This window comes from Listeria cornellensis FSL F6-0969, from assembly GCF_000525855.1.
GTDB classification, from domain to species: domain Bacteria; phylum Bacillota; class Bacilli; order Lactobacillales; family Listeriaceae; genus Listeria_A; species Listeria_A cornellensis.
In genome coordinates this window covers 232198-250598 of record NZ_AODE01000004.1, presented here as the reverse complement: position 1 = coordinate 250598, position 18401 = coordinate 232198, and the positions used below count along the sequence as shown (strand labels likewise).

Sequence of the window (18401 nt, the reverse complement as noted above, 5' to 3'; positions counted from 1 at the left end):
TTTTGCCGTATTTACCGGTCAGGGTCGCACTATCTTTCGCATACGGGTCTGGTGTTAGACTCGTGTCTAAGATGGATGATCCTTTGGTTACGACTGTTTTACGGGCCACTTCATTGTAAGCGGCATTGACAGCCACCACTTCGACTTTATCGGTCGCTAATTTGACGAAGCTTGCCACTTTATCAAACGTATACGTGCCGTCTGCGTGGGTCGTTGCTTGCGTTACGGCAACACCGTTCACCCACAGGCGGACTTTGGATACGTCTTTGCCGTATAGACCAGTCAAGGTAGGATCGCCTATCGTGTAATCATTGGCTGTGAGGCTGTAATCATAGACAGCAGTACCTGTCACCGTAACGGTTTTGCGCGCGCGTTCGACGTAAGCACTATCAACACCTACGACTTCGACTTTGTCGGTTGGTTTGGTGATAAAGCTGGCGATGTTCGCGAACGTGAAGGTACCATTGCTGGTGGTGGCTTGGACGATCAGTTGATCATTCACGAAAAGACGTACTTTCGCGATATCTTTGCCGTATGTTCCTGTTAGATTCGCCGTACCAATTTTATAGCTGTTGGCTGTCAGGGCGTAATCTTTCACGTCTGGGATCGTTGTGCTTGCAGCCGATGTTTTACCAGTTGATGCTTTCGTTACTGTCGCTGTAATCGTAGAGCCGCCGGCTTGTTTGGCGATGATAAAGCTGTAGTTACCAGCGCTGTCTGTTTGGCCAGACGCAATCGTTGTCGTGCCATTTTTGATCACGATGGCGCTGTTTGGTTCTCCTTTACCGGAAACGGAAGTAGAACTGGTTGTTAGGGCGCCAATCGTTGTTTGCACGATCGCGTCATCCGCGATTTTAGTGCTCGCCGTGGATGTCTTACCGTTCGATGCTTTGGTTACTGTCGCTGTAATGGTAGAACCGCCCGCTTGTTTGGTGATGTTGAAGATATAGTCACCGGCGCTGTCTGTTTTACCAGAGGCGATGGTTGTCGTACCGTTTTTGATCACGATAGCGCTGTTCGCTTCGCCTGTTCCAGAAACGCTTGTGGAATCGGTTGTTAACGCGCCAATCGTTGTTTGGGCGATGGTGTCATCGGCGATTGTGGTGCTGGCCGTCGATATTTTACCGTTCGATGCTTTCGTTACCGTCGCAGAAATCGTAGAGCCGCCTGCTTGTTTGGCGATGATAAAGCTGTAGTTACCAGCGCTGTCTGTTTTACCAGACGCGATCGTTGTCGTGCCGTTTTTGATGACGATGTTGCTGTTGGGTTCGCCTTTTCCAGAAACGCTCGTGGAATCGGTTGTCAACGCGCCAATCGTTGTTTGGACGATATCGTCATCGGCAATCGTGGTGCTGGCCGTGGATGTTTTACCGTTCGATGCTTTGGTTACTGTCGCTGTAATCGTAGAACCGCCGGCTTGTTTGGCGATGATAAAGCTGTAGTTACCGGCACTGTCTGTTTGACCAGACGCGATGGTAGTCGTACCGTTTTTGATCACGATAGCGCTGTTGGCTTCGCCTTTTCCGGAAACGCTCGTGGAATCGGTTGTCAACGCGCCAATCGTTGTTTGCGTAATTGCATCATCTACGATTTTGGTGCTGGCCGTCGATGTTTTACCGTTCGATGCTTTGGTTACTGTCGCTGTAATGGTTGAACCGCCGGCTTGTTTGGCGATGTTGAAGCTATAGCTACCGCTGCTGTCTGTTTTACCAGAGGCGATAGTAGTCGTGCCGTTTTTGATCACGATGTCGCTATTAGGTTCGCCTTTACCGGAAACGCTTGTGGATTCCGTTGTTAACGCGCCAATCGTTGTTTGCGTGATCTGATTGAATAGCGTGTTAGCTGTCGTGATGTCGCCTTGTAATTTAGTTTTGTCGGTACTTGCTGGTAATGCGTTAACAAGCGCACTTGCTGCATCAATCATGGCTTGTGTCGTGCTGTCTTTTAACGCCGTGTTCGTTGGTGGATTGCTGAATAGGTTGTTGACAGCTGCTGTTGCCGTTGCCAGCGCGTTTCTAGCGTTTAATTCGGCTTGGGCTTTGTCGACGTACCCTTGTAATTCTGCGTTCACCGTTGGATTAGTGACACCGTTGACTTTGACTTGGGCTGCATCAACCGCTGCTTGGTTCGTCGCATCTTTGATGTGGTTCGCGGGGTTATTGCTGATGAATAGATCGTTCACCGACGCGCGAGCCGCCTCTTCGGTGTTGCGTTCATTTAACTCTTTTTGTGCTTTGTCTACGTACGTTTGTAGTTCTGCTTTTTGTGTTGGGTCGTTCGTGATGGCGTTGACTTTGGCTTGCGCTGCGTCAATCGCCGCTTGGTTTGTTGTATCTTTGATGTGGTTGGCTGGGTTGTTATTGATGAATAGGTCGTTCACCGAGGCACGGGCGATATCTGCCGCTGAATCTGTCACGACAACGGGAATGCTTTGGGCAAGGCCAGCATTGGATACTGGGGTTGCGGTGATAGAAGCACTTCCGGATGCGATCGCTGTCCAGTTTCCGTTGGCATCGACGGTAATCACGGATGGGTTGCTAGATGTATACGTCACCGTTTGATCGACAAAGGATGGCAAGACAGTGGCTGTTATTTTGCCTGTGGTCCCGCGATTAGTGTTGATGCTGGCTGTGTTTAGGTTCATCGATGTGGCGTTGTAGGAAGAGGCGCTGTCTATACGTGCGATTGCATGTAATATTGGTATATTTAGTGCTTTACTACTCACCATAATATTTCCATGTGAAACCGCTGTTGGAAATGTGACAGAAAAATTACCATTAGCATCTGTTGTAGTCTCCATTGTCGCTCCCATTGTGTTATCCATATTATAGTGATCATCAAAAACTTGTATTGGATGATTTAGCAGATTGTCAATGTGACCACTTATCACTCTATCCGTTATTTGAAATGTATTCACATATCCAGTATAGTTGGACACCGGTTGAACGGCGGCCTCTGCCGTAATCCCCATGCTTCTGACCGTAAGAATAGCTGGGTACATCCCAAAACCATATGAAAGAGCTCTGTCCATACCATTGACTTTAAAGTCTGCATAAGCAATTCTATAATTACCATTAGCATCGGCCTGAGTCGTCACTGCATACCGTAAAGCATAATCTCGTCCAATATAGTTATCCGGATAGTAAAAACCTAAATTAACAATAACTGTTTGGCCTGCTCCATTGGGGATATGACCCGTTACTTCGGCATCTCCTTCACTTACTTTATTTATGATACTTCCTTGGCTAGTTGTAGCCTTCAATGATCCTGTTAGCTTATTCTCTGCTGCATGTGTTTGTACTGGTGGCAATGTTGTGATTAACGAGCTTGCTACCACATTCGTTGCAACAAGTGCAATCGCAATTTTTTTTCATATTCTTATTCATTATGATATTTCCCCATTTCTTTTTTTATTTTTGCAAAAACGCCTCATTTATTATGAGCTTCCCCTTTCCGTATTTTTCTGATTTCTGCTTCTGCGCATAAATCTACTTTTAACTATACCTATCTTTCAAAATAAAAAAATACAGTAACTCTCGTCAAAGCGGTGTTTTTATGACAATTTCGTCATAATTCTAATAATTTTTTTGTTATATAACAAAAAAAGGCAAGAAATCCAGTAGTTCGGATTTCTTGCCTTTTCTGATGATTACCTTTATTATTTCAATTTGCCAACAAAGAAGAATGTCGCGATACAGTTAATACCTTGAACGATGAAGAATGTTCCAACAAGGATAACAATACCGATTGCTGCGACAATTGGATTGAACAAAGAGATAAAACCAAGAATAATTCCTAGAATACCAAGTGTTAAAATCCAGCCCCAGCCTTGAACGCCTTCATTTTTAGCAGCAAAGGCGCCGATTGTACGCATGATTCCTGCAAATAGAACCCACATACCGAAGACAAGTACTAATGTTACGGTTCCTTCAAGTTGATCTGCTAATAAAAGAATACCTAATAATAGCGATAAAATACCTTCCGCTAGAATCCAGCCAGAAACCTTCTGTCCGCCGCGGTTGGAGAAATACTGAATGATTTGGAATACCCCAACGACTAGCATTAAGATTCCGATGAATAATGTGAATGATAGTAAAGAAATTCCTGGATGGAAAACAAACCAGATTCCTAAACATATCATTGCGATACCGGCCAATAGGACAAGTATACGTGTGAATGTTTTCATGATATGTAACACTTCCTTTTTTATGATTAGAACTTTTAGGCTCTGTTGCTTATTTTACCCTATTTTTTTTAAAATAAAACACTAATTGTATCGGTTAATATTTTATAAATTTTGTCTTTAGTCACAATTACAATCTTCCGCGAGAATGTAAGCGTTGTTTCACATCTATTTTTGCCCTTTGAAGCATTGATTCCACAAAAAAAAGCTGAAAAAGTTCATAATTCAACGTAGCTGCTAGTCTTTAGAAAAATCTGTCTATTACCTTGACAAGGCTAGCTAAATAATTGTATGATAGAACCAATTTAATACACTTCTTATCAAGAAAGGTGGAGGGACTGGCCCTGCGAAACCTTAGCAACCGGACGTTTTGATCACGGTGCTAATTCCAGCAATTTTTTTGCGAAGATAAGCTATTAACTATAGAAATCGTTGGTCATTCAGCCTTTCCTAGTAACGCTTAATCAGGCGCTTGCAGGGAGAGGTTTTTTATTTTGATGAACGACTATAAGATAGAGAAAAGGTGATGACATGGGGACGCTTAAGCAAATAGAACTTTTTAGGGATAGACCATTGAAGTTGGAAAACGGGGACACTATTGGACCGATTGAGGTTGGCTTCGAAACATACGGAAATCTTTCTTTGGCGAAGGATAATTGTATTTTATTGGAGCACGCTCTGACCGGAACAGCGCACGCGGCAAAACATTTTGAGGAAGACGTTGCGGGCTGGTGGGATGATTTTATCGGAGCTGGAAAAACGATGGATCCTGCTGATTATTTCATTGTGTGTACGAATGTATTTGGGGGCTGTAGTGGGACGACTGGACCTTCTTCGGTGGATTCGCGAACAGGTGCTGCATATCGCTTGCACTTTCCTGGTTTTACGATTAAAGATATTATTAAGGTACAAAAGGCATTACTAGATGCGCTTGGCGTTGTGCATGTGGTCTCGGTGATTGGCGGTTCCATGGGTGGTATGCAGGCGACGCAATGGGCGATTGATTATCCGGAAATAACGGGAAGTGTGATTAATCTAGCTTCGCCTCTTGCCGCGAGTCCTGAGGCGATTGGGTATAACCTGATTATGCGGATGGCGATTTTGAATGATCCTGACTTTAATGATGGGAATTATGTTGGGCAGCCTGAGGGTGGGCTTGCTACGGCGCGGATGGTTGGATGATGACGTATCGCACGAGTGAACTGTTTTCCAAGCGATTTGAGCGGTTTACGGTGGCTGATTCTTCTCCTGGTGCATTTTCAAAGGAGCATTTCCAAGTCGAGTCGTATTTGCAATATCAGGGCGACTCTTTTGTGGAGCGGTTTGACGCGAACAGTTATCTTTATTTAACGAAAGCGATTGATTTATTTGATGTGACGATAAATGGTGTAGATGAAAAACCGCTTTTTACTGGGATTCAAATTCCATATCTATTGGTTGGTGTAACGAGTGATCAGCTGTTTCGGATTCATGATTTGCGTCGGGATTACGAGCTTTTGAAGGATTGGGATGTTCCTGTGACGTATTATGAAGTGGATTCGGATTATGGACATGATGCTTTTTTGGTCGAGGTGGAGAAATTTCATCCGCTGATTAGCACGTTTTTAACGCAACATTCGAAAATAGAGTTGAAAAAATAAGTGCGGAAATCCGCACTTATTTTTTTGTAACCGGTATCCAGACTTCGCATTCATAATCATCTGCCCTATTATCACCCGGTCCATATACCTCGATTTCTGGTCCTGACGCATGTTCATAGCCACTCGTCGGTAACCAATCAGCGTAGATTTTTTGCCACGTTTGTTGAATCGCGTCTGGCAGTGCACCTACCGACTGAAACACCGCCCACTGCAAACTAGGAACTTCCCATTTCCCCATGCCAGCAAGCGGCTCCCCATCGTGCTCCACCGCAATCCAATAGTCCATTTCTTGCTTCGGTGCTTGTTCCTCTGAAACGCTGCAAATCCCCATGTAACGCGGAACTTTTCCATTTCGGATTCCTTCCAAACGTTCCATTGTCCCGTCTGACCAAACCTCTTCCCAAAATTTCGGGATCTCGACTAAATTCTGTCCTGCTTGGAATGAAAAGACTTTTTTGACACCAACGACCTGAAACCCTTCCTGTTCAACGATTTTATAGTCCATATGTCTACCCCTTTTCAACATTAGTTTTCCATTTCTCGTCTCCAGTATACCTCTTTTTGAATCAGATTTCTTTTCAAAACTTTTATACCGCTATAGAAAAAATGCACAGTTTAGGAAAATCTCCTAGACTGCGCATTTTTTTTAGTCTTTATAAATCGATTTTGTTTTATTGAGCCATGCATAGCCAAGTCCGATAACAAGACCACCCCCGACATAGTTTCCGAGTAATGCCAGTGAAAGGTTCGTTGATACGCTGCTCCATGTCATCGCGTCTAAGTGACCGCCTGAGGCAAAGAATGCCAGTGAGAATGACGAGAAGTTAGCGATAACGTGCTCGAAACCTAGGAAAGCAAAGATGAAAATAATGAAGACCATCGCGAAGATTTTTCCTGCATCGTCTTTCATCCGCATCGTACAAATGACCGCCGTATTCACGACAATGTTCGCGAATATCGCTTCAATAAAGATTTGCAAGGGTTCTTTTTCAAGTTTTCCTGTCACGGCTGTGAACAAGAAGTGATCGGCTGGTAGCGCGTGGAATACCGATGTGAGTGACATCAAATACCCAGCCAAAATACCCCCGATTAAATTACATAATATACAAAAGAATAAAATACCTAAAGCTTTACCGGGTTTAATGATTTTTTGGTAGACGCCTGTTGTCATGTACATCATGTTACTTGTACCGAGCTCGGCGTTCATATAAATAATCATTACAAGTGACCAGCTGAACATGAATGCATAAACGATTTTACCAAGTCCGTGCGCAAAGTGATCCACCTTGTCGCCAATCATAACCGCAACCGCTGTTCCTAGTGTTAAAAATAAACAAGCCAATATAGCGCGGAAAATATAGCGGGCAACGCTATGGTGCACAAGATCGATTTTCTTACGTGTACTATAATCGATTTTCTGCATTAATGTACTATTTTCTGAGTCCAAATTCTTCATCTCCAATTAATCAGTTTTCATAACTCCACAACTTTACTATTGTAGCACGAAATAGGCGCTTTGAAAATAACCATTTTGATGATAATGAAATAATTTCACACTTTTTCTGAAAAGTTACTGAAACCGATTTATTTTTATGAATCTAGACTACCATTCCCATTGTGTTTGCTGGCTAAACATGAATTATGTATCATTACTATCCGTTCGACTTAATTTGAATTTTATAAAAGAGCCGGATTTATAATCTGAGCATTTATCACTAAGGGGTTGCATAACCTTCTGTATTAGAAATTTAGGTAAAATTAGCTGGAAAATACATAACAAAAAACCACCGCGGAAAAGGGAGTAACCGCGGTGGTCAAAAAGGGAGTTTGGGATTTTATTCTCAGGGGAAAGAATAAAAAATTTAATTTGTTAGCTTATAACTTTATATTATACTTTGGAGAAAAGAATAGGCTGTGAGTTAAATTAGAATTTAATGAAAAATAATTTTGACTCTCCGTGATGATATATCTAGAAATAGTAGAAAACCGATCCATAGATAATTAATGTCTTTTGTGTACTATGATTTTAACTATTTTATTGACATTCCTCCAAAATAGCAAGATTGTCTATTAATGAGAATAAAATCATGTAGGAAAACAAGAAATAAAAATGATAAAATATAGTTTATAGCAGTTAAGTAAGCGCTAACTTTAAATAGTGGCGAAAAATTGCTGTTTAAATAAACGCAACATTGTAGTTTTAGCTATTGTTGAGATGGAGACGTGAATAACTGAGTGATTTTCTCCAGACTTTGTGTTTTCGAGAAAATATATTGTTTATTCGTTACATCTTGTTTCAGCGTGTTCCCTTGATTTGGACAATTTTGATTCTGTTTTCGAAAAGTTTTCGGACTTACGCCATAAAAGCGCTGAAACGAGCTATTTAGATAACGCAGATCCGAAAAACCGCAAACGCCACAAATGGTTAACAATGTACTTTCTGTATGAATTAATAAAAAATTTTGCCTTTTCACATCGGAGAAGATTGACGTACTCTTGAAACGTTACGCCGAAGTTTTCATGGAAAAAGTGAGATAAATAGGTGAATGAGAGCGCTTCTATTTTTGCGATATCAGAAAGTAACAGCTTTTCTTGATAGTGTTTGGAAATATAATCGCTTATTCTTTTGATTCTTTCAAGCTTTAATAGCAATTGATCTTTCTTCTCTTCCTTCATTTGTTTGTGTGGAACCAGTTTCATTAAATCAAACATGATAATGGAGGAAAAACCATGGCACAGCAACGAAAAGTATTCTTCTTCTTTAAAGTAAGCTTGACTGGCTACTACTATATTCTCCAACAAACGTCGGCCAGTTTCGGAAGTTTCTAAAGCGATAGGCGTTGTATCAAAATAAACCTCATTAATTTGAGGAAAAAAAGCTTCGAAAATCTTAGGCGAAAATTGAAAAATTAATAACAACGCAGAATTTTTTGAATCTAATTCGTGCAATTGGCAGGAGTTTAAGACAATAAAATCACCTTTTTGCAGTAAAATTTTCTTGTTATTTGTCACAATATTTAAAGAACCACTCAGTAGATAGACTACTTCGATATCCATATGTAGGTGTGTACTACGATAATGCATCTCAATCAGAAACACATGAATGTCTTGTACTTTACTATGTTCAATCAGCTCGAATTCATTTGTCATGTTCCTTCCCTCCTCAATATTCTTACTATAAGCGAAATTGAAAGCGGAAGCAATATATAATTTTTATCATCAAAGGAGGAAATGAATAACGCAATCATTGTTTATACTACTAAAAATGGGGGATATTTATGAGATTATCAAAAAAATTTTAATTTACTTTTTCGGCGCTTTAGGTGGACTATTATTTGGTTATGATACTGGCGTCATTGCTGGAGCACAAATTTTTATTCAGGATGAGCTTCAATTAAGTAATGGCGAGATTGGATTTGTCGTTAGTTGTATTTTGATTGGAGCGGTTGTGGGTGCGGTCTTAATTTCACCATTATCTGATAGGTACGGACGTAAGAAAATGGTTATTTTGACTGCTTTTATTTTCTTTGTCGGAGCTTTGGGTAGTGCCTTGTCGCCTGATGTGACGGCCTTAATTATTTCGCGGATGTTCTTAGGGATAGCAGTTGGTGGGGCTAGTGCGCTTGTTCCGATGTACTTGGCCGAATTGGCACCAGCGAACCAACGTGGGAGCTTGTCTTCTTTGAATCAGTTGATGATTATGATTGGTATGTTGCTCGCTTACATTGCGAATTACGTTTGGCGAGATTCACCGATTGGTTGGGAATTGATGTTAGGTTTTGCTGCAGTACCAGCACTTATTCTGTTTATCGGTGGGCTTTTATTACCGGAATCTCCACGTTACTTGGTGAAAGTCGGCAAACGAGAAGAAGCGGAAGCCATCTTACTCAACATTCGAAGCAAGTCAGAGGCCGAGGCGGAAATCCTTGAAATTGAGGAGCAGAGCCATATCGAAAAAGGTCGTTTGAAAGATGTCTTTTCAAAATGGGTGCGTCCATCCGTGATTGCGGCTTTTGGTTTGGCTATTTTGCAGCAGTGGATGGGTTGTAATACGGTCTTTTATTATGCGCCTCGTATTTTAATGAGTGGCGGGACAGATGCTACTTCGGCGATTCAGACGCAAATTTTTCTAGGTATTTTTTATGTTATTGTAACTGCTGTAGCCGTTTCGTTGATGGATCGGTTTGACCGGAGAAAAGTCCTGATGGTCGGGGCTTTGGCTATGGGAGCCTCGTTCTTTGCTTTGTCTGCAGCGTTCCATTTAGAAGCGGATAAACCTGGATTCCATCTATTCACCTTCATTTTCCTGGCTACTTATATTTCAAGTTTTTGTGCGACTTGGGGACCGGTTATGTGGGTCATGATTGGAGAAATCTTCCCATTGCAAATTCGTGGTTTAGCTGTTGGTATCGCGTCGTTGGTGAACTGGACAGCTAACTGGACCGTTTCTGTTAGTTTTCCGGTTTTAGAAGAAACGATAGGAAATGTGACGCTATTTATCATTTTCGGATTGGTTTGCTTCGCAGCGGTATTCTTTGTTAAACGCTTTGTATTCGAGACGCGAGGCTATACGCTCGAGGAGATTGAAGAAGCGTTAGTGAAAAATGAGACGAAAGCATTGAATAATAAAAATAAGGCTTCTGCTGCTAAAGCGATTTAGTAGCCGTCAAAAAAGGTCAAGTAGCGGTGAGCTATTTGACCTTTTTAAAATGCATTTTTAAGCGTTCACTGTACTTTTTTCAGGTAGGATACGTGTTCCTGCACGGCCTGCTAATGCTTCCACTGCAGCGTCTAGTGAGCAAATGATGGCTTCTTTTCCAGATTCGGCAAAGGCAATCGCTGCTTCCATTTTCGGACCCATACTACCGTCTGCGAAATGGCCTTCTGTCATGTACTCTTTCGCTTCTTTGACTGGTACGCCTTCTAGTTTTTGTTGGTTTGGCTCGCCGAAATGTAAGTACACGTTTGTCACGTCGGTTAGTATCATGAAAACGTCGGCTTCGACTTGTTCGGATAGGCGTAACGCGGAACGGTCTTTGTCGATGACTGCTTCGACGCCTTTTAGGTCGCCTTCTTCGTTTTGAACGACGGGAATCCCGCCTCCGCCTGTGGAAATAACGACGGTATCTGTGGCTACGAGCTGTTTAATCGCTTCGACGCCGTGGATTTTTTGTGGTTGTGGGGATGGGACAACGCGGCGGTATCCTCGGCCTGCGTCTTCGGCCATTTCCCAGCCTTTTGCAGCAGCTAGTTCGACGGCTTCTTCGCGTGTATAGAAGACACCGATTGGTTTCGTTGGGCTTTGGAATGCGGGGTCGCTCGCGCTAACTTCGGTTTGTGTTAAAAGCGTGATGACGTTTGTTGGTAATTTTTTGCGCGCGAGTTCGTTTTTTAGTGATTGTTCCATCATGTAGCCGATGAAGCCTTGTGATTCTGCGCTGCACGCGTCGATTGGAAGCGCTGGAACGTATGCTTTGGCTTCTTCATTTTGGCGTAAAATATTGCCGACTTGCGGGCCGTTTCCGTGCGTCACGATGACTTTGTGCCCTGCTTCTGTGATTTCTGCGATTTTGGCGCAGCTGTCCTCCACGTTTTTTAATTGGTTTTCAAATGTTGCTTCTTGGTTCGGTTGCAAGATTGCATTGCCGCCAAGCGCGATAACTACGCGTTTTCCCATTGAAAATTCCTCCTTTATTGCAAGTGCGACACCTGCTATCGTGTCTGTTCCCGATGTGTGTCCATTTTTGAGTATTTGTTCGGTGATTTTTTGTGTATCAGCACCAGTTTGGAATGCTTCGTAAAGTGATAGTAGTGCATCGCTGAACTCGTCTTTAAGCGCGTATTTCAGGTAGGTCTGGCTGATGTCTGTCGTCAGTTGTTCGGTTGTGATGAGTTGGCCCAGTGTTTGTTTAAACGTACCGCTCACGTTTCCAATGAGCAAAATACCGACCAACATATCATCCCCCGATGGCGTCAAACCAGCGCCTCTACCTAAGAAATAGCGCAATATCTTTTCGATAAAAATGGTATCTCTGCTCCGTAGCGCTATGGCAAGGTTGCAAGATTGTGGTTGCTCTAGTAAATCTTGTATGGCAAAACCGAGCCCCGTTTGCTTTTGACTTTCCAAAATGTGTGTTAAAAAAGGCGCGACTCGGCTTTATTTCTGTTTTTTCACGTTTACTGGTGTATTGGGGGACACCTGAAAGCTCTATTTTGATCGATGATTGGTGATGAAGAAGTATGCCGTCATGATATTCAAACTGTTGATTGACTTGGATTGATGCAATAAGTGTTGTGACGTCAGTGTTTGCGACTTGAATCCCGAATGGTAGTTTGCCATTTTTAGCGGTGCCCACAAAGATTCGTTCATCTTCATTTTCTAGATTGAAACCATTGAGGAATACGCTGTGGACATGCCATACTTGGCGAACCATTAGTAAATCGCTCACATTTCTCGCAAGACCCATCGCTTGAATCACTGGCATCCTTTTTCACCTCCTTTTTTATACGGTTAAGCCTAACTTTTCTGCATAGGCTGTGATTGCTTTTTCAAAACAGGCAACTGGTGGGTTTACGGTTCCAGCGCCGATTTGGCCGATGCCTGCTTTTTTATGGGCGATCCCGGTATTGATGACTGGTGTAATGCCGGTCTCGACTACTTTACGAGCGTCAATGCCGAGACAAATTCCTTGGAAATCCCATGTTGGAACGGTAAAATTCGGATTTTGGTCGATCACGATTTCTAGCATTTCGTTACTTGTTTTCAGCGCGTCGCCAAATCCGCCTGTACCGACAAAACGAGTCACGGCTGGTGCTGCGATCATTGCCATACCGCCAACGCCAAACGTTTCTGTAATCGCGCTGTCCCCGATATCTGGGTTCGCGTCTTCACCGGAATAGCCTGTGAAATAAAGGCCTTGTGGTGTGTTGACGGGCGCTGTGAACCACTCGTCTCCCATACCACTGATGCGAATTCCGAAGTTTTCGCCGTTACGACACATAGCAGTAACAATCGTACCTTCCTCAATCATCCGCGCGCCGTCCATCACTGCTTTTGCAGAGGCCATCATGATATTTAGGAAAAATTGATCGGTATCTGCGAGGAACTTGATGACTTCTTGGCGTTCTTTTTCATCGATATCCAGGCTCACAATGATTGGGCTTACTTCTTTCAAAAATACGAGAGAAGCCGCGATATTGCGTTGGTGGAACTCATCTCCCATCGCGATTGCTTTTGCAACAATAACGTTTAGATTCATGCCTTCATCAAGCGTTTGTAGCGCTTTGCTAAGCACTGGACCGAGCACATCACGCATCCAACGCAAGCGATTCACCACTTCTTCGGAATAAGCACCAAAACGTAGTACCGCGCCAATTCCTTCGTTCATCGTACAGTAAGCGCGATTGCCATCTGTGCGGTTTTCCACGACAACAACTGGCATATTCGCCGAGGTAATGCCGCCCATTGGTCCAACCGCGTCCACGTGATGGCACGGAATAAACGTTACATCCCCGCGGTCAAGCATCGCACGCGCGTCGTCTTCATTGTCCGCCCATTCTTCAAATAATGCGGCGCCAACACATGAACCTTGCATCGGGCTCGTCATGTTTTCCCATTTGATTGGAGGGCCCGCATGAAGTAATACCTTTCCTTCCTTTAACTCGGCGATTACAGATTTAGCAGGCACGACGTCCAGTAAAAATGGTGCCGAAGCGACGATTTTATCCGCCACTGCGCGGTTTGCCTCATCGATTGTCTGGTAGTTTGTCATTATTTTTCCTCCTTCAAAAATTTATTTCACATCCGCCGTTTCAGCACGGTAACTATTTAGGAATTGTAATACTTTTTGTAGTTCAGGATTTCCACCAGCCACTGGGCGCCAGTCAAATTGCACGACACGTCCGCCAGTTTCAGTAATCGCTTCCGCAAAACTTTTTAGTCCGATATTGATGACACGTGGCTGTTTTGCAAGCAAGTCGAGCATTGCTTCCGATGCTTCTAAAATTGGTGCTGCTTCGCCTGACTCGACTTCACGAATCGCTTTATCAGCCTCTTCTACCGAATGACCCACGAGTGCTAGCCCAGTTCTAACGGCTTCATTATTGCTGTCCTTCACGATCACGCCCGCTTTCTCCAATGTTTGGCGCTGTTCCTTGTAGTCTTGCGGATCTTGAAGCGTCCCACAAACCGTTCCAATAACAGCCAATTCGCGTCCGGCCGCTTTCGCTTTTGCAATCACGCCTTTAATCGCTGGCGCCAATTGCCCCGCCATGTCTTCGTGTGAGCCGTAACCAAGCACCACATCGAGCAAAATAACCGCCGTTTCCGGATCATTTGCCGCATCTTCAATGAACGCAATCCGTTTTTCAGGGTCAATCATTGGATGCGGTTTTCCTTGCGTATAAATATCATCGCCAAGATCGATAACCTCGTGACCTTCTGTTTTCAAAATATAGCCGTCTTGCTTAATCAGGCCTTCTTTTAACTGAAGGGCATCCGCGATAAGCATGGCTGCCTCAGACGCTAAAGTCCCGCCAGAGTAGTAGCCTTTGATATGTTTTTGCTCCGGAGTTAGACTAATTTCAGGTGTCACGATTTTCGTGTCCACTGCCGTTACTGCTTCTCCTTTTGCAAGTGCAACCGCAATGCGCGCCGTTTCTTCGAGCGTGTAAGCGTGATATAAATTCGCCTCATGATACGTCGGTTTTTCACCTAAAAAAAATCGTCACGGCAGGCTTCGTAATCGTGCGTAATAATGCCAAAACCTTATCGCGAATCGCTTTTGCAGGTGGCTTCGAAATGACGACAATCACGTCTGTGTCGGCTTGTTTTTCAAGCGCTGCAATCGCGTCCAGCATCGTGATTCCGCCAACTGTTTCGGATAAGTCACGACCACCCGTTCCAATCGCATTCGTCACGCCGTCGCCTAGACGGTCAATAATCGTCGAAACTTCTTGAATTCCCGTTCCAGATGCACCGACAATGCCGATATTCCCCGGTTTTACAACGTTTGTAAACGCCATCGGAACACCATTCACGATACCAGTTCCACAATCAGGTCCCATCACAAGCAAGCCTTTTTCATGCGCTTTCTGCTTCAAACGCAGCTCTTCCTCAATCGCCATATTATCGCTAAAAATAAACGCGTGTAGCCCTTCATCCAATGCCCGATCCGCTTCCGCCGCAGCATATGTACCTGGAATGGAGATCAGCGCCATGTTCGCATCCGCGTCCAACTTCATCGCCTTATCCCAAGTCCGCGCCGTTTCCGTCGTGTTGCTGCTTTCCTTCGTCGCTTGACTGGCTAAAAACGCATCCACTTCCGCCAAAATTTCATCAATTTTAGAAGCATCTTCCGTGTCCACAACAATCGCCATATCGTTCGCCGATGCCGCTTCCAGCTCTTCTGTACGCAAACCCGATGTTCCGAAAATATCTTTATTCGCAGGCGTTCCCATCATGATCGATACCCGGTTTACCCCATCAATCGTCGAAACCTTATTCGTAAGTAGCATCAAAACGACTGAATCCTGATACGCATTTCCCTTAATAATCGTGTGTAACATCGTGCTCACCTCTCCTTATTCCGCAAATTTATTTTTTCCATCATAATTGTCAAAATGAATCGCATCCGAAATCAAATACGCATAAATATCATCCACAATCTCGATTCCTTGCTCCTCGTACGCCTTCTCACGCAACCGTCCACGTTCACCAGGATAATACACCCGATCCACGCCCGGCGCAGGAGCAACAGCCGTCACCTCATCCAAAACCTCAGACATGTTCGCCTTAAACGCCTCGATATCCGTAAAGAACGCCGGATTAATCACGATATGCAACTGTCCCAAATCGCGCCCCTTCGAAAGGTCCGCGTACATCGAGCTCACATGCTTCCCGAATGGCAATCCTAGCAAAATTCCTGACAACACGTCCACCATCATCATCAAGCCGTACCCTTTTGGCCCAGCGATTGGCAATAACGCGTTGACCTTCGCAGGATCCGTTGTCGGTGCCCCGTCCACGTCTACCGCCCAAGTCGGCGGAATCGATTCTCCGCGAGACCTCGCATGAAGCACCTTGCCCCAAGCCTGAACCGTCGTCGCCATGTCAAACGTCAACATTCTCCCGTCATCCGTCGGCGCTGCAAACGCAATCGGATTCGTACCGAAATAATCTTCCGCGCCACCAAATGGCACCACCATCGGGTCCGACTGGCACACAGAAAGCGCTACAAAATCGCAACTCGCCGCTTGTTCCACAAAATAAGCCAAGGCACCGCTGTGCGACATATTTTTCACGCCTACAACCGCGACACCATTTTTGCCAGCAATCCGGATCGCCTCTTCCATCGCCCGTTTCGCCGCCACGTGCCCAGAACCATTATCCCCGTGGAAAATACCACTCGTTGGCCCCGTCTGCTCAAACCGGAAATCCGGTCGATTCGTAATGCCACCTTTAGCAATCCGCTCTGAATAATACTCGACACGAACCGCACCATGCGAATGAATCCCGCGCGCATCCGCAAACGCCAACACATCAGCAACAATATCGGCGTGTTCTTCCGTCAAACCAGCCCGCTCTATTTTTGTTTGAATCAGCTGGTGCAAATCTTCCTTTGAAACTCGCATTCTGCCTGCCACCTTTCTAGTCTTGTTCCGCGAATAACCCCGCGTGATCGTATTGATCATAATGAACCGTGTCACTAATCAAATAATCATACACATCTTTCACAATCGGAATTCCTGCATCCGCGTAATCTGTCTCCACGATTTCCGCTAACTCACCTGGATACAACACTTGACTGAATCCTGGTGCCGCTTTCGTCGCATGCAGTTCATCCACCATTTGTGCGATATTTTGCTTAAACTCCTTCAAAGACGTGAAGAAAGCTGGGTTAATCACGATATGCAGTTGCCCCAAGTTGCGCCCTTTCGTCAAATCCGTGTACATCGAAGACACTCGTTTTCCGAATGGCAATCCTAGCAAAATTCCCGATAAAATATCGACCATCATCATCAAGCCGTATCCTTTTGGTCCAGCAACAGGAAGCAAAGCGTTGACTTGATGCGGGTCCGTCGTTGGTTCACCGTTCGCATCCACAGCCCATGTTGGCGGAATATCCGCACCCTTTGAACGCGCATCTAAAATTTTGCCCCATGCCTGAACCGTCGTCGCCATATCAAAAATAACCGGCTCACCATCCATGCGAGGCGCTGCAAACGCGATCGGATTTGTTCCAAAATAAGGCTCAGCCCCACCAAACGGTACCACCATCGGATCCGACTGACAAACAGAAATCGCGACCATATCTTTATCCGCCGCCTGCTTCACAAAATAAGCTAGCGCCCCGCTATGTCCCATTTCATGCACACCGACAATCCCGACGCCCGTTTCCTGCGCCAAGCCAATCGCTTCATCCATCGCCTTGCGTGCCGCCACATGTCCGACGCCATTATCCGCCTCAAAAACCCCAGAACTCGGTCCCGTTTTATTGAATCGGAAATTAGGCTCGATCGTCGTTCCACCTTTTGCAATTCGTTCCGCATAATAATCCACGCGAACCGCACCATGTGAGTGAATTCCGCGCGCGTCAGCGAATGCTAAGGAATCCGCGACACCATCCGCATGCTCTTCCGAAAGTCCCGCTGCTTCTAATTTTTTTTGAATTAAATCATGTAAATCATGTTTCCTTACTCGAATCATTTGTGGCTCTTTCACACCAATTCCCTACTTTCTTATAATTGTGGATCGCGATTACAGTCTTTCGAATACAGATAACTGAATGCTTCGCCGCGTCCTACCGCATACGTCGCTTGTGGCACATACGCACCCATGAATAAATAATCACCTTTTTTCACTGGTACCCATTCGTTATCCAAATTGTAAACGCCTTCTCCAGATAGCATATACGCGCCATGTTCTTGATAATGCGTTTCAATATATCCGTGACACGCGCCCGGTTCAAAACTTAAAATATGGAAATTCATGTCAAAGTCAAGATCCGCCGGTAATAAGTTTTGCAAAATCACATCTTCCATACCTTCGTACGCGATTTTCTCCAAGTTCGCCACATTATTCACAATAACATGCGCCTCGTAACCCGCTACCGCCTCATATGTCTTCTTATAAAGGAACGCCTCACTATTCGCGCCACCATTATTATTCTCGAACGTCAAAATCACGCCTGCTGGGCAATAAATATAGCCACCAGCTGAAAGACTATGTTTCGCGTCATCCGCCCAAACTGTTATTTTCCCCTCTAAGCAATAGAAGAAAGTCTCCACGCCAGGTGCGCCGAAACCAGCGTTATTTTGGCCACCATCTAGCAACGTGATAATATAATCCACAAAGGAAGCGCCCAATTTCGGCGTTGCTAGAATCGACAATTCGCAGTTCTCAAAACCAGGAATCGAATTATTCACCAAGCCATTCGGCGGAATAATCGCGTAGTTGCCACGCTTAATCACCGATCTCGAAGCCAGAATATCACTCACATAACCCGTATTCTTATTTCTGTAACCCATCTTAAAAACCTCTCTTTTCCAAATTATAATTGGAATCAGCGCTCGAAAAC

The 18401-nt window shown here is 44.5% G+C and carries 13 protein-coding genes, 3 pseudogenes and 1 riboswitch; of the genes and pseudogenes, 2 read left to right on the top strand and 14 right to left on the bottom strand.

Annotated elements, in window-relative coordinates; all coding sequences use genetic code 11:
* The coding region (locus PCORN_RS01685) for a beta strand repeat-containing protein (protein ID WP_241433039.1) at positions 1 to 3337 on the bottom strand (3337 nt) is incomplete at its 3' end.
* 321 nt (positions 3338 to 3658) lie between these two features.
* Positions 3659 to 4186, bottom strand: a complete 528-nt coding sequence (locus PCORN_RS01680) for an HdeD family acid-resistance protein (protein ID WP_036076951.1) — start codon at positions 4184 to 4186, stop codon at positions 3659 to 3661.
* Positions 4187 to 4497: 311 nt separating this feature from the next.
* Positions 4498 to 4598: riboswitch (SAM riboswitch) on the top strand.
* A 116-nt stretch (positions 4599 to 4714) separates the two neighbouring features.
* On the opposite strand from PCORN_RS01680, the pseudogene metX reads away from it, so the two are divergent.
* Positions 4715 to 5823 (top strand): annotated as a pseudogene (gene metX, locus PCORN_RS01675) (homoserine O-acetyltransferase MetX).
* Between the two features lie 16 nt (positions 5824 to 5839).
* Here metX and PCORN_RS01670 read toward each other — a convergent pair.
* The 4 genes from PCORN_RS01670 to PCORN_RS01660 form a co-directional block, all read right to left on the bottom strand.
* Positions 5840 to 6328, bottom strand: a complete 489-nt coding sequence (locus PCORN_RS01670) for a GyrI-like domain-containing protein (protein WP_036076948.1) — start codon at positions 6326 to 6328, stop codon at positions 5840 to 5842.
* 141 nt (positions 6329 to 6469) lie between these two features.
* Complete coding sequence (locus PCORN_RS01665) at positions 6470 to 7270, bottom strand: formate/nitrite transporter family protein (RefSeq protein WP_036076945.1); 801 nt, start codon at positions 7268 to 7270, stop codon at positions 6470 to 6472.
* 757 nt (positions 7271 to 8027) lie between these two features.
* The gene (locus PCORN_RS21195) at positions 8028 to 8297 is read right to left on the bottom strand and encodes a helix-turn-helix domain-containing protein (RefSeq protein WP_420912007.1); all 270 of its coding nucleotides are present in this window, start codon (positions 8295 to 8297) and stop codon (positions 8028 to 8030) included.
* Positions 8203 to 8973, bottom strand: coding sequence for an AraC family transcriptional regulator (locus tag PCORN_RS01660; protein WP_051999167.1), 771 nt, complete (start codon positions 8971 to 8973; stop codon positions 8203 to 8205). The genes PCORN_RS21195 and PCORN_RS01660 overlap by 95 nt, the downstream gene beginning before the upstream one ends.
* A 97-nt stretch (positions 8974 to 9070) precedes the next feature.
* Between PCORN_RS01660 and PCORN_RS01655 the strand changes: the two genes are divergently transcribed.
* Positions 9071 to 10483, top strand: coding sequence for a sugar porter family MFS transporter (locus tag PCORN_RS01655; RefSeq protein WP_206537417.1), 1413 nt, complete (start codon positions 9071 to 9073; stop codon positions 10481 to 10483).
* A 57-nt stretch (positions 10484 to 10540) separates the two neighbouring features.
* Here PCORN_RS01655 and arcC read toward each other — a convergent pair whose 3' ends face one another.
* From arcC to allE, 8 genes and pseudogenes are all read right to left on the bottom strand, one after another.
* Positions 10541 to 11500, bottom strand: a complete 960-nt coding sequence (gene arcC, locus PCORN_RS01650; RefSeq protein WP_036077011.1) for a carbamate kinase — start codon at positions 11498 to 11500, stop codon at positions 10541 to 10543.
* A 78-nt stretch (positions 11501 to 11578) separates the two neighbouring features.
* Positions 11579 to 11779, bottom strand: a pseudogene (locus PCORN_RS19980) (oxamate carbamoyltransferase subunit AllH family protein); the annotation flags it as partial.
* Positions 11780 to 11810: 31 nt separating this feature from the next.
* On the bottom strand, positions 11811 to 12308 hold the full coding sequence (locus PCORN_RS16955) for a hypothetical protein (RefSeq protein ID WP_051999166.1): 498 nt from the start codon (positions 12306 to 12308) through the stop codon (positions 11811 to 11813).
* Positions 12309 to 12326: 18 nt separating this feature from the next.
* Complete coding sequence (locus tag PCORN_RS01640) at positions 12327 to 13595, bottom strand: YlbE family protein (RefSeq protein ID WP_036076943.1); 1269 nt, start codon at positions 13593 to 13595, stop codon at positions 12327 to 12329.
* Positions 13596 to 13616: 21 nt separating this feature from the next.
* Positions 13617 to 15390, bottom strand: a pseudogene (gene fdrA, locus PCORN_RS01635) (acyl-CoA synthetase FdrA).
* Between the two features lie 15 nt (positions 15391 to 15405).
* Positions 15406 to 16455, bottom strand: a complete 1050-nt coding sequence (allD, locus tag PCORN_RS01630; RefSeq protein ID WP_036076940.1) for an ureidoglycolate dehydrogenase — start codon at positions 16453 to 16455, stop codon at positions 15406 to 15408.
* Positions 16456 to 16471: 16 nt separating this feature from the next.
* Positions 16472 to 17527 (bottom strand): ureidoglycolate dehydrogenase, encoded by a 1056-nt coding sequence (allD, locus tag PCORN_RS01625; RefSeq protein ID WP_036077008.1) that lies wholly within the window; start codon positions 17525 to 17527, stop codon positions 16472 to 16474.
* 35 nt (positions 17528 to 17562) lie between these two features.
* Entirely contained in the window at positions 17563 to 18351 is a 789-nt protein-coding gene (allE, locus tag PCORN_RS01620) for a (S)-ureidoglycine aminohydrolase (protein WP_036076938.1), read from the bottom strand.
* Positions 18352 to 18401: the final 50 nt, after the last annotated feature.